Here is a 12,652-nt window from a genome sequence, read left to right as displayed (position 1 = left end):
CCGCCTGTCGTCTGTGCAAGTTCGCCGACTCTGATCAGCATGAGTCAGTTGCTTTGAAAATGCATTAGCGCTAATGTAAATTCAAATGCGTGATGGAGGTAACAGTCATGAGTCGACAAAACGAGCCGGGGCAGGATTTTCTCAGCGAGTGGCACGCATCAAACTTAACTTGGAGCTGAGAGAGTCGATCAATGAATAGTCCTTCAACCGTAGTACGGAACTGGTTCGATCAAGGCGGTCAGGCCTACTCGCGTTTCAGGCCGGAATACCCCCTTGAGCTAAGCGCCTTCCTGGCTTCCATTGCTCCGAACAAGACCCTTGCCGTCGACGTGGGGTGCGGTACCGGTCAGCTAACCTGCCAACTTGCCGATCACTTCACTTCCGTGGCGGGGTTTGATCCAAGTGATGAACAAATCGATCATGCCGTGCCCCGTAACAACGTCAGCTATGAATGTGCTCCAGCGGAGGATATTCCACTTCTGAGCCGTAGCGCCGGCCTGATCACAGCCGCACAGGCCGCACATTGGTTCGACTTGCCGAAGTTCTATACCGAAGTTCGCCGAATCGCGGAGCCTAAAGCGGTACTGGCTCTGATCAGCTATGGTGTCCTGCGTCTTGAAGGGGATCTCGGTGAGCGCTTCAAGCATTTTTACTGGCAAGAGATCGGCCCCTATTGGCCTGCCGAGCGCCAATTGGTCGACACCGGCTACGCCACGCTGGAATTCCCGTTCACTCCCATCGAAACGCCGTCCTTGAGTATTCAACTTGACTGGAACCTGGATGAGTTTCTCGGCTACATCTCAACGTGGTCAGCGGTTCGGCAGGCTCGGGAAGCTGGGCGAGAAGACCTTCTGCATGGTTTTGCGCGTGACTTGGCCGCGATGTGGGGATCGTCCAAAGATCGGCGATCAGTGACCTGGCCAATCAACATGAGAGTCGGACGCGTATGAGCACCTCGGAAAAAGCGCTTTTGTCAGTGGGCCTGCGCCACAGTGATCGGCTGACTGTCGCACAGCGGCACACCGTTCCAGAAGTCGAGACCAGTTGGCCGGGCTTCAGTGATATGCCTCCCGTTCTCGCCACGGCGATGATGATCGGTTTCGTCGAGCAAACCTGTATCGAGGGGCTGCGACCCTTTCTCTCGCCTGAGCAACGAACAGTGGGTACTCATGTCGACATGAGCCACATCGCGGCGACGCCGGTGGGCATGACGGTGACGGCGACCGTCGAACTCATCGGCCTGGAGGGCAGGGCGCTGTTGTTCAACGTGCAGTGCCACGACGAGACCGGCCTCATCGGCGAAGGCACCCATCGCAGGGCGATCATCGACATCAACAAATTCATGCAGCGCCTCCATGAAAAAGCCGCACTTGCAACCACTTGATGGAGATAGCCGCAATGACGAAAAGAAATGAACCGGGTCTGGGTGAGCTTCTGCGGTATGTGTCGGAGTTGGTGGAGTTGGGTGCAGAAGAGCATTACCAACAAATGGGCTTGAAGTATCGAGCGCGATACACCCCTGTGTTGCGTGCAATACGTTCTGGCGCCAGGACGGTTACTGAAATCACCGCCCTGACTCATCTGACCCAAGGCGCCATCAGCCAGACACTCAGCCACATGGAGACTGAAGGCGTGATCGCCCGCCAGCGTGGGGAAGATGCTCGGCAGACGGTTGTTCAACTGACCCCTGCGGGCAAGAAACTAGTGAGCAAGCTGACCTCTCACTGGACGGCCACCTTTGAAACTATTGAGCACCTGGAAGAAGAGATCGGCTACCCATTACGCCGCGTGTTGGAAGACACGGCTCAAGCCCTTGAAAAGCAGGGCTTCTCGCAGCGACTGGCCAATATCAAGCAAGGCATTGCGGCGGGAGGTTCAGGTCATGATTAAGGTCGAATTTCGCAGGAATGCAGAGTGATCCATCCATCAGGAAATCGCTCCCTGTGATAAACGTGCCTTCAGGCCCCATGAGTAAGGTACTTCGGCGGATGACTCAAGCGGGTGGCTATCGTAAAAACGCTGGAACACTGCAATCCAGTGTTCCGGCGATCAGCTTTCAGGTCGGTTCGAGCCGTACGCAAGCAACTAGCGAGGCCAGAGGGATGGAAACAACGGGTGTTCCAAGGGGGCATCGGCTGCCAGCGTTTCCTCGAGCCCGGGGAAATGAGGGGAGGTGGCCCAAGGTCTTGGCGCATGCCGAACATCATCGCCGGTGACTCTCACCGAGAACGCGCGGCGACGATTTTGCCCCCCGACACCGGACGAGGCATGCAAGGTCAGCATGTTGAAGCACACCATATCCCCTGGTGACAACGCCCAGCCCAGAATGGGGAAATCCTCGCGATGATTTTCAATGTCCGGCAGTTCGTCGAGCGTGCCTTCGGCAAACCATTTGGCCTGGCTGTCCATGAAGGAACGAGGCATCAGCCAGGGGCCCTTGTGTGATCCGGCGATGAATTCGAGGGTCGATTCCCGTGGCACGGGGTCGACGGGAATCCAGAAGCTGACGGTGTCTGAACCGCTGATATTGTAGTAAGGCTGATCCTGGTGCCAGGGGGTGCGCTGACGGGTATTGGGCTCCTTGACCAGTAAGTGGTCGTGATGCAGGCGTACCTGTCGGCTGCCCAGCAGCGCGGCCGCAATGGGAGCGATAGCGGAATCGAAGATGAAGTTCCGGTAGTGCGCATTCGTTTGCCAGTTGCAGAAGTCTTCGAAGAACCACCCCGGGTCGTCAGGGCTGCTCGCCACTTTGGCACGGGGGCTGGGTTGCGCCAGGTTGCGTTCGATACCCCGGGTCAGTTCGCTGATGAGCTCTGGCGTAAACGCATTGCGGATACACACGGCGCCATCGCGCTGGAAAGCGCTGACTGTAACGTCGTTGACGGGCAGGGCGAGCGAATCAATGTGTTGGGTCAGATCATTCATGGGTTTGCCTCATTCGCCGTAAATATCGAAGTTGAAATACTGCTTCGCGATCTGGTCGTACTGGCCCGACTGGCGAATGCCGGCAATGGCTGTGTTGAGTTGTTCCCTGAGTTCTGGCTGGTTCTTCCGAACACCGATGGCGACGCCATCGCCAATGATGCTTTTGTCGGTGATGGGGTCGCCTGCAAAAGCGAAGTCCTGGCCTTGAGGCTTTTGCAGTAATCCGATGTCGGCCTGTACCGACGCCTGGAACGCAGCGTCCAGGCGTCCATTGATCAGGTCTGAGAACACCTGATCCTGGGTCTGGTAGGAAAGGATGTTGGCGCCTTGGCGCCCCCATTGCGTCTTGGCGTAACTTTCATGCAGCGAGCCTTGAACGACCCCGACCGACTTGCCCTGCAATGACTGCGGCGTCGGCAGCAGTCCCGAGTTCCTTCGCGCCACCAGTGAAGAGGGGGCGGTGTAGATCTTGTCGCTGAAGTCGACCTGCTGACGACGCACTTCGGTGGCGCTGAATGCGGACAGGATGGCGTCGAATTTCCTGGCCTTCAAAGCCGGGATCATGCCGTCGAAACTTTGCTCGACCCAAATGCACTTGACCTGCAACTCGGCGCACAGGGCGTTGCCCAGGTCGATATCGAAACCGCTCAATGAACCATCCGGCTGTTTGGTCTCGAATGGCGGGTAGCTGGGGTCCACACCGAATTTGATCACCGGCTGCGCCTGGGACAGCGGGGCGACGATCAATCCGAAGAGCAGGGCGGCGTAATGACGATTAAATAGCTGCATGTTGACCTCGTTTTTATTGGTTTTAGCGGTTTGACAGGTCGTGTCTCAAGCGTTCAGCGGCAGGAAAGCTTCGGTCAGCTTGACCCAGAAGCCCGCGCCCCGGATCAGGATGTCATCGTTGAAGTCGTAGCGTGGGTCGTGAGCCATGCAGCTTTTCTCGCCGTCACCATTGCCGATAATCAGGTAACAACCAGGGCATTTCTGCAGGAAATAGGCGAAGTCTTCGCTGCCATTGAAAGGCACGATGTCGGTCATGACTTCGTCTTCACCCAGCCAGTCGACGGCCACTTGGCGTGCGAATCCGGTCATTTCCTGATCGTTGACCAGCAAGGGATAATCGGCACTGTATTGGATGTCGGCTGTCGCGCCGAAAGCCTCGGCCTGGGCATGAATGAGCTTGCAGATCTGCTGTTCCAGGTGGTCTCTGACCGCATTGTTCAGCGAGCGTACGGAAATCAGCATGTGTGCGCTGTCCGGGATCACGTTGGAAGCCTTGCCTGCATTGATTGATCCGACGGTGATCACGCTCATTTCCTGAGGCGAAACGTTGCGCGAGACAATGGTCTGCAAGGCCATGATGATACTGGCGCAGACCACCACCGGATCGACGCTCAAGTGCGGCATGGCGCCATGGCCACCCTTGCCGTGAATCGTCACGCTGACCTGGTCGGCGGACGCCATGAAGGGGCCGGCCCGGAAGCCGAGTTTGCCGACAGGGTAGCCGGGCATGTTGTGTGCCGCGAACACCGCATCGCAAGGGAACTGTTGCAGCACGCCTTCCTGGATCATGCGTCGGGCGCCGGCCAGGCCTTCTTCGGCGGGTTGGAAAATCAGGCGCACGGTGCCGTCGAACGGGTGGCCATGGGCGAGGGCGTAAGCGGCCGCCAGGAGCATCACCGTGTGCCCGTCATGGCCACAGGCGTGCATCTTGCCGGGTATGCGGCTGGCATAGGACAGGCCGGTTTTCTCCAGGATCGGCAGGGCGTCCATGTCGGCCCGTATGCCGATAACCCGTGGGCTCGTGCCCTTTTTCAGCGTGGCAATAATCCCGGTTTCGGCGATCCCGCGGTGTACTTCGTAACCCCATTCCAGCAACCGTTGGGCGACCAGCTCGCTGGTCTCGACCTCCTGGTAACCGAGTTCAGGGTTGGCATGGATCTGGTGGCGCAGTTCGCGCATTTCCTGCTCGATTTCCTTCAACAGCGCGATGGAGTCTGTCATTGGCAGCGTTTTCCTTGGTGACCAGTTGGAGGTACCTCTGGTACGGTCCTTTGCTGAGGATCGAAGCCCGGGCGGTATGGGTCCGAGAGTAGAGGGCCTGGGCAACGGCTGACAGGCAATCGAAAGTGAACGCGACAACCCAAGGTTAACAGTGGCGGATACCATGAAGTTCTATCAACTCAATGCACTGGTGGCAGTGGCCGACGCGGGCAGCATTCGCGGCGCCGCCAAAAGCCTCGACACGTCGCCGGCCGCTGTCACCAAGGCCATCCAGAAACTGGAACAAGACAGCGCGACGCAACTGCTGATCCGTAATGCCACGGGGATTGTGTTTACCGAACTTGGCAAGAAACTGTTGATTCAGGCACGCCTGGTGGTGGCGCAAATGAGCAACGCGCAACAGGTATTGGCTGATGAAAATGGGGAACTGACAGGAAGTTTGTCGGTTGCCGTCACGCCCTGGCTGGCAATGACCCTCATGCCCAAGGCGCTTGTACGTTTCCGCCAACTGTTTCCGCAAGTGCAACTGGAATTGCACGAGGGGCTTTCATCGGTGGCGTGCCCGATGCTGCGTGAGGCACGAGTCGATCTGTTTATCGGGCGTCTCGATACTCGCTTTTCCAGCACCGATCTGACGTATCAGCCACTGTTCACCGCGGATTGCGCCGTAGTCGCTCGCCAGCAACACCCGTTGTCTGACTGCCATGGCATGGAAGAACTGGAATCCGCCGACTGGATATTGGCCTCACAGCAGGACGGTGCGATTTCGACCCAAGGGCATGTGCATTTCGCCCATTCGATCTCGATCATCATGAGTTTGCTGCGGGAAACAGACATGCTAAGCATCTTTCCCTGGCCGCTGGTGGAGATTTGCGCGCAACGGGAAGGTTTGTGCGCCTTGCCATTGCGCGATTCGGTAGGCAGCGCTTCGGTAGGCGCCATCAGTCGTAGCGGACAGCCGTTGAGACCTGCGGCGCAGCGATTTTTGGATTGTTTGATTGAGATCATTCAGTGGGAGATGGAACAGGCGCATTCGCCGTATCGGCGGATGTTGCAGACTGTGGATTTATTGGTTTGATTTGAGTGATGCGGCGAAATACGGGGGAGAGGCTGAGACTTGATCGGATTGGTTCTACGATAAGTGAAGGGCGATTCAATAATCTTTCATTTAACATAATATACATTATGCGTAATATCATGTGCCGCTGCTGGGGACGTGCTCGGCAGATTTGAAGCCAGGCCCCTAGCTCTCGGAAGTAATCTCTCTTCATTTCGAGAACTAAATTTCGTGCATAGCCGTTTAGCCGCCTGGAAAAGAATTTACCTCTACCTGCACATCTTACATTCTATCTGATGAGTTTATGGCCGGTACGGTCACCCGATGGCTTGCACTGATGATCTACACGTGCGCATTTTTGTTCTCCATTGGTCCTCGTGGTCTCCGCTTAACGAGTTCACTTACCGAACCGGTGTGAGTTCTGGCGGGCTTCGGCGCGCCTGATTTTACTTCGTGAGTAGCGAATCCACGGATGTCGTTCTTGATTGATGTAATCGTGCCCCAGACCCGAGTTCACCGATTCGCTTAGTAATGGAAATGTTTTGGGGTTAGCCCGTTCATTTATGCCATTGCTGATACCGCAGATTCGCCTCCGAGCACGGCGCTGTGTGAAATCTGCAGCGTTCAGCGTGGAGTTGGTGAGCAGATTTTAAGGGCTGCCACGCGTGGAAAACACAAACGTCCATTGATTTGCTTGCAGGCACTGACGGTTTGGCGATACACACGTTGCGTTTGAAGGCCGTAGAGTTCTCCAGCCACCAGATACCCCTGAAACTCGCGAAAATCTGGTTGGATGAAAAGCTCAGTGAAATGCTCGTCCGGTGCCGTTGTTAACCACAATTTTGACTTGTTAACCACCGTAGTTAACAAGTCAAAAAACCAGTTTACAGAGTAATACTGAACCGACGTGTTAGCCTTGATATGCCTAGCACTCCTAGGATTTCAAAGCTCCGTAATGCTGTTCGAGTTCTGGGGTTTGCCGGTTGGAATGTTTACCCTTACGATCACTCGCGTCTGGAGAGTGATATGTACTCTTGAAGATGGTCTACCGCAAATGGCAACGCAACGACCTCTACGTGGAATCATTAGCCAACTCAACTAAACATCTATTTAGTTGAGTTAAGTTTGGATGGACTTTATCGAACCCGATGGTTGTATTAAAGGTAGCGCCCTCTCCTACATCACGAAACGGGTATTGTTCGGGTACTTCAGGCGCCGGAATGGGGTGGTACTGTCTGGATTTGGCATCCAGACATCCAGGATGCCAGCACTGGGCTGGCAAGCTCTGAGCGTGATCTCAGGCCAACTGGCCATTAACCATGGTGCGGTCGAAATTCAGTCGTTCCATGATCGGCGCATCGGAAAAACTGAACAGGTCGAATTGGCTTTCGGCCTGTAGTGACCAACTGATCCAGGACGGAATCACGAAAAGGTCACCTTTTTCCAGATGTAGCGTGACACCGTCGAGCACCACCTGTCCCCTGCCCTCGAATACCTGGAAAACTCGCGAACCGACTTCCCGACGCTCAGCCGAGACCGCGCCGGCACGCAAACGATGAAATTCGGCGCGGATGGTAGACATGATGTCGCCACCGGTGGTCGGGTTGATGTAACGCACTGCGGCGTGGCCTTGCTCCAGGACACCGGCATAGCCTTCCTCTTCGAGTCGCAATTGCTCGGCGAGAGCACGATTGGTGTGTTCCCAGCGATAGGCACCGATAGGTGAACTGACGGTGTTGGCCAAACCCGACAACGGACGCAGCCCCGGATGACACCAAAGGCGTTCGCCACGGGAGAATTGCGGCGTAGTGGTATCGGTGAGCTTTTCCGAGCCGAACTCAAAGAAGCCGACATCGTTCTGGTAGGAAAACGGAATATCAAGACCGTCGATCCAGGCCATCGGTTTGTCAGTCACGTTCTGGTGGCCGTGAAAGTTCCAGCCAGGGGTCAACAACAGGTCGCCACGGCTCATGCGCACCGGGTCGCCATTGACCACGGTCCAGACCCCCTCGCCTTCGATCACGAAACGGAAGGCATTTTGTGCGTGGCGATGTTCCGGCGCAGTTTCACGCGGGCCCAGGTACTGGATCGCGCACCACAGGGTCGGGCTGATATAGGGACGCCCCTCAAGCCCCGGGTTACCGAGGCCGATGGCCCGGCGCTCGCCGCCACGCCCCACCGGCACCAGATCACCAGAGCGCTTGGCCAGAGGGTACAGGTCGGACCATTTCCACACATGCGGCACGGCGCGCGGCATCGGGTGACGGGGCATCAGGTTACCGATCTGGGTCCACAGCGGCATCATATGCCCGGCTTCGAAGTCGGCATACAGTTGGCGCAATTGGGGGCTGTCGTCCGGCGCCATGGCGTTGTGAGCGGGGGCCTGTTCAAGTCCATCATGATTGGACATGGCTACGTATCCTCTTTCATTGAAATGGCGATGCGCGGCGCCGTCTCCAGGTTGCAGGCCGCGCAGACATCAGGTAAAGCGGTGACCGAATCAGTGTTTCATGCAGTTGTCGAGGCTCCAGCCGTACAACCATTGCAAGGCGTCGTAGAACTGCTCCTGAGTGCGGCCATCCCAGAGTTGATTACGCACCTGACGCTCGACGCCTTTGGCGTGGTAGAGACGACCCATCTCCCGGGCCGACCAGAGAATGCGGGCCGTGCGCGGGATGCGGATGGTTTCGTACAGACGAAAGGCTGCCGGCAGGTCGAAGTCGCACTGCTTGATCGCCTGTCCCAGGACCACGGCATCTTCCAGCGCGCTACAGGCGCCCTGGGCCAGGTATTGAGTCATCGGGTGAGCGGCATCGCCGAGGATAGTGATGCGCCCCTCGCCCCAGCTTTCCACCGGATCGCGGTCTGCCGTGGCCCAGCGCCGCCACGAGGTCGGACGATCGAGCATTTGCCGTGGACGCGGGTGGATACCCTCGAAGTATTGCAGCACTTCTTCCTTGCTGCCTTCAGTAACGCCCCACTCTTCCTGTTCCTTGCTGTGGAAGGTCACGACCAGGTTGTATTGCTTGCCACCGCGCAACGGGTAGTGCACCAGGTGGCAACGCGGACCGGCCCAGAGCATTGGCGCGTTGACGCGCAAGTCCTCGGGCATGTCTTTTTCATCCACCACGGCACGATACACCACATGCCCGGTCACCCGCGGCGGCTCGCCATGTAGAGCATCACGAACCACCGACCGCACGCCGTCGCAGCCGATCACGGCATCGGCGCGATAAGTGTTGCCGTGTTGGTCGTTCAAGGTAACGCCAGCCTCATCCTGCTCAATCCGTTCGATACGCACGGAGGTTTTGAACTGGATCAGCGGGTTGTTTTGCACCGCTTCGAGGATCGACAGGTGAATGTCGGCACGGTGAATCACCCCATAAGGGTTGCCGAAACGGTCGCGAAAGGCCTGTCCGACATCGATGCGCGCCACTTCGTGGGCATCGATCGCATCCATCATGATCAGGTGGTCGGTGAACACCGAACGACTGCGGGCTGCAACCCCCGCGCCCAGGGCGTCGAGCGCGGCATAGGCATTCGGCCCAAGCTGGATGCCGGCACCGATCTCGCCGATATGGTCCGCCTGCTCCAGCAGCAATACTGCGATGCCTTGCTGCGTCAACGCCTGGGCGGCCGCAAGGCCACCGATGCCGCCGCCGACGACGATAATTGACTGTTTTTGGTTTTGTGCAGTCATGATGCGAGTCTCCAGTATGTTGCCGTGCAGGCTTGTTGAACGGGCAGTGAGGCCTGCGGGAAAGTCATGCGATGAAATCGGCTTGCCGCGCCGGTGCCGCTGCCTGAAAGGCAGGCAGTTCCAGGCAGTGGCGGTATACGGCCAGGATCCGTGGGTAGCCGGACAAGTCGCAGCCCATGCGTTCGGCATTGGCCACTTGCGGTACCAGGCAGCATTCGGCCAGACCCGGCTCGTCACCCACGCAGTAGTTGCCACTGCCATGGCGTTGCAGCAAGGCTTCTACGGCGCTAAGGCCTTCGGCGACCCAATGCTTGTACCAGGCTGATTTTTGCTCAGCCGTGACACCCAACACGTTCTGCAGGTAATTGAGGGCACGCACGTTGTTCAGCGGATGAATATCGCAGCCGATCAGGTTGGCGATTTCCAGCACGCGGGCACGTTGCAGTGCATCAACCGGGATCAGGCACGTTTGCGGGAATCGGTTGTCGAGGTAATCAATGATCGCCAGGGATTGGGTCAGTACCTCGCCATCGGTGACCAGCACCGGCACCCCTCCAATCGGGCTCAATTCACGGTGTGCGTGACTGTACTGCTGGCCTTCGCGCAAGTTGATGCCCAGGTAATCGTAGGTCAGCCCCTTCAAGGCGAGTGCAATACGCACCCGGTAAGAAGTGGAGCTATTGAAGAAACTGTAGAGCTTCATGGTGGTATTTCCTGTGGCGTATCAATGAACGGCGAGTGATGGCTGCGTCAGCGAACGGCTGTAGCGCAGGCCCATCACGAAAATCGCGGTGCCGGCCAGCAAGGCGGGTAGCATCAGGACGCTGAAGATGCCGTTGAAGCCCATGCCCACTCCCAGCATCCAGCCACCGCTCAAGGTGCCGAGGACCGAACCGATGCGCCCGACGCCATGGGCCCAACTGACCCCGGTGGAACGCATGGTGGTCGGGTAGAAACTGGCGGCCAGGGCATTGGCGCCCACTTGCGAGCCGCTGATGCAAAAGCCCATGCCGAACACGCCGACGGCCAACCAGATGAATTGCTCGTGAAACAGACCGATGAGCATCAGGCAGAATGCGCCGGCGACGTAGGCGCAGACCAGCACCCGGAATGGATTGAAACGGTCCATCGCAGCGCCCAGGACAACGGCACCCAGAGTGCCCCCGACCTGGAACATCGCACTGACCCGCGCTGCCTGGCTGAGTGTCAGGCCAGTGTCCTTGACCAGAATCGGTAACCAGCTGGTCATCATGTAGATGATCAACAGGCTCATGAAAAAAGAGGTCCACAGCAGCAGGGTTCCAGTGCGATGGCTGCCACTGAGAATCTGTCGGATCGGCGATTGGCCGGTGTTGGATTCACCGATGCCATCGTGAATGTCGTACCTGAGATCGCTGGCCATCTGCTGGCCGCTGATGCGCTGCAAAATCGCGCTGACTTTCCTGGCGGCCACCTGGCGCTGCACCAGAAACCGCACCGATTCAGGCAGGAACAGATAAAGCAACGGCAGGCATGCCAGCGGCAATAGACCGCCAAGTAACAGCACGCTGCGCCAGCCGTACACCGGCACCAGCTGCGCGGCTATCACGCCGCCGAACGCCGAGCCGAGGGTGAAGCCACAGAACATGGTGGTGACCATCAACGAGCGCCGACGTTGCGGACAGTATTCGGAAGTCAGGGTAATTGCCTGAGGCATGGCGCCCCCCAGGCCAAGGCCGGTGAGCAAACGCATCAACGTCAGGCTGAAGACGTCTTGAGAGGCACAGGCGGCCAGGCTCCAGCCCCCGAAGAACAACACGGAAACCAGCAAGATGGTTTTGCGTCCGAAACGGTCGGCCAAGGGACCGGCGATGAAAGCACCCAGCATCAGGCCCAGCAATGAAGCACCAAGGACCGGGTTGAGTTGTGCCGACGTCAAACCCCACTCGTCACGCAGGGCCGGGGCGATGAAACCAACGGCGGCAGTGTCCAGACCATCAATGGCGGTCACCAGAAAACACAAACCCAGCACCAGCCACTGATAACGGCTGACCGGCCTGCTGTCGATGAAGTCTTGTACATCCACACTGTTGTTTTTATCAGTGGAAGACATGAGTGAATCCTCCGGGTCTGCCTGTTTCGCGGACCACGTAATAGGCAATTCGAGCCGGGGCCGGCGGCGTGGAGCCGACCCCGGAACCGGCTAGACGACGCTGACCTGGATCTCGCCCAGACCTTCGACACCACCGGTCATGCGCTCACCGGCCACCACTGGACCGACCCCTTCAGGGGTGCCGGTCATGATCAGATCCCCAGGCTGCAATTCGAAGAACCGTGAGAGGTAGCTGATGGTTTCCGGTACGGACCAGATCAGCTTGTCAATGTCGCTGCGTTGTTTATCGGTGCCGTCGACCTGCAACCACAAACCGGCCTTGCTCGGATGGCCGATCTGGCTGGCCGGATGCAATGGACCGATCGGCGCCGACGCATCGAACGCCTTGCCGATTTCCCAGGGACGGCCCATTTCGCGCATTTTCATCTGCAGGTCGCGGCGGGTCATGTCCAGGCCCACGGCGTAGCCAAATACGCAGTCGTTGGCCTGCTCCAATGCAATATTGCGCCCTGCCTTGCCGATGGCAACGACCAGCTCGATTTCGTAGTGGTAGTTGCTGGTTTCTGCCGGGTAAGGCAGTTCCAGGACTTGCTCATAGGCAACCGCAACCACGGCATCGGCAGGTTTGCAAAAGAAGAACGGTGGTTCGCGGTCTGGATCGAAACCCATTTCACGGGCGTGCGCGGCGTAGTTGCGGCCCACGCAATAAACGCGGCGTACCGGAAATTTTTGCTCACTACCGGCGACCGCCAGGGTCACGGGGGCTTGTGGCTCGAATACGTAGCTCATCAAAGGGCTCCAGGTAAAGGTGGGTCATGCTGACCACGACTAGCAGGTTGCGCTGGCATGCAGCGACCCCGGCGTTGAC

At 57.9% G+C, this 12,652-nt stretch carries 12 protein-coding genes; 4 read left to right on the top strand and 8 right to left on the bottom strand.

The window, feature by feature from the left end; genetic code table 11:
• Window positions 1-191: 191 nt before the first annotated feature.
• The 3 genes from CAG47_RS20100 to CAG47_RS20090 are packed head-to-tail and all read left to right on the top strand — an operon-like array spanning window position 192 to window position 1,890.
• On the top strand, window positions 192-950 hold the full coding sequence (locus CAG47_RS20100) for a class I SAM-dependent methyltransferase (protein WP_085726597.1): 759 nt from the start codon (window positions 192-194) through the stop codon (window positions 948-950).
• The gene (locus CAG47_RS20095) at window positions 947-1,384 is read left to right on the top strand and encodes a thioesterase family protein (RefSeq protein WP_085726595.1); all 438 of its coding nucleotides are present in this window, start codon (window positions 947-949) and stop codon (window positions 1,382-1,384) included. The genes CAG47_RS20100 and CAG47_RS20095 overlap by 4 nt, the downstream gene beginning before the upstream one ends.
• A gap of 14 nt (window positions 1,385-1,398) precedes the next feature.
• Window positions 1,399-1,890 (top strand): MarR family winged helix-turn-helix transcriptional regulator, encoded by a 492-nt coding sequence (locus tag CAG47_RS20090; protein WP_085726734.1) that lies wholly within the window; start codon window positions 1,399-1,401, stop codon window positions 1,888-1,890.
• A gap of 195 nt (window positions 1,891-2,085) precedes the next feature.
• On the opposite strand, the gene CAG47_RS20085 is transcribed toward CAG47_RS20090, so the two are convergent.
• Genes CAG47_RS20085 through CAG47_RS20075 form a run of 3 tightly spaced genes read right to left on the bottom strand, consistent with a single transcriptional unit; the run spans window position 2,086 to window position 4,935 of the window.
• Window positions 2,086-2,925: a phytanoyl-CoA dioxygenase family protein gene (locus CAG47_RS20085; protein WP_085726593.1), complete on the bottom strand. Its 840-nt coding sequence runs from the start codon at window positions 2,923-2,925 to the stop codon at window positions 2,086-2,088.
• Window positions 2,926-2,934: 9 nt separating this feature from the next.
• On the bottom strand, window positions 2,935-3,714 hold the full coding sequence (locus tag CAG47_RS20080; protein ID WP_085726591.1) for an ABC transporter substrate-binding protein: 780 nt from the start codon (window positions 3,712-3,714) through the stop codon (window positions 2,935-2,937).
• A gap of 45 nt (window positions 3,715-3,759) precedes the next feature.
• On the bottom strand, window positions 3,760-4,935 hold the full coding sequence (locus tag CAG47_RS20075) for a M20 aminoacylase family protein (RefSeq protein WP_085726589.1): 1,176 nt from the start codon (window positions 4,933-4,935) through the stop codon (window positions 3,760-3,762).
• A gap of 163 nt (window positions 4,936-5,098) precedes the next feature.
• Here CAG47_RS20075 and CAG47_RS20070 point away from each other — a divergent pair, with 163 nt between their 5' ends.
• Window positions 5,099-6,013 (top strand): LysR family transcriptional regulator, encoded by a 915-nt coding sequence (locus CAG47_RS20070; protein ID WP_085726587.1) that lies wholly within the window; start codon window positions 5,099-5,101, stop codon window positions 6,011-6,013.
• Between the two features lie 1,276 nt (window positions 6,014-7,289).
• Here CAG47_RS20070 and CAG47_RS20065 read toward each other — a convergent pair.
• From CAG47_RS20065 to CAG47_RS20045, 5 genes are all read right to left on the bottom strand, one after another.
• Window positions 7,290-8,402, bottom strand: a complete 1,113-nt coding sequence (locus CAG47_RS20065) for a cupin domain-containing protein (RefSeq protein WP_085726585.1) — start codon at window positions 8,400-8,402, stop codon at window positions 7,290-7,292.
• Window positions 8,403-8,492: 90 nt separating this feature from the next.
• Entirely contained in the window at window positions 8,493-9,692 is a 1,200-nt protein-coding gene (locus CAG47_RS20060) for a 3-hydroxybenzoate 6-monooxygenase (protein WP_085726583.1), read from the bottom strand.
• Window positions 9,693-9,756: 64 nt separating this feature from the next.
• Window positions 9,757-10,395 carry a maleylacetoacetate isomerase gene (gene maiA, locus CAG47_RS20055; protein WP_085726581.1) on the bottom strand — a complete coding sequence of 213 codons (639 nt, stop codon included), beginning with the start codon at window positions 10,393-10,395 and terminating at the stop codon, window positions 9,757-9,759.
• Window positions 10,396-10,416: 21 nt separating this feature from the next.
• Window positions 10,417-11,784, bottom strand: coding sequence for an aromatic acid/H+ symport family MFS transporter (locus CAG47_RS20050; RefSeq protein ID WP_085726579.1), 1,368 nt, complete (start codon window positions 11,782-11,784; stop codon window positions 10,417-10,419).
• Window positions 11,785-11,874: 90 nt separating this feature from the next.
• Window positions 11,875-12,573 carry a fumarylacetoacetate hydrolase family protein gene (locus tag CAG47_RS20045; RefSeq protein WP_085726577.1) on the bottom strand — a complete coding sequence of 233 codons (699 nt, stop codon included), beginning with the start codon at window positions 12,571-12,573 and terminating at the stop codon, window positions 11,875-11,877.
• Window positions 12,574-12,652 lie beyond the last annotated feature (79 nt).

Origin of the sequence: Pseudomonas sp. R37(2017) (assembly GCF_002113375.1) — a bacterium.
GTDB lineage: Bacteria > Pseudomonadota > Gammaproteobacteria > Pseudomonadales > Pseudomonadaceae > Aquipseudomonas.
Note: the sequence above shows the minus strand (reverse complement) of the source record. Positions and strands in the feature narration are given on the sequence as shown.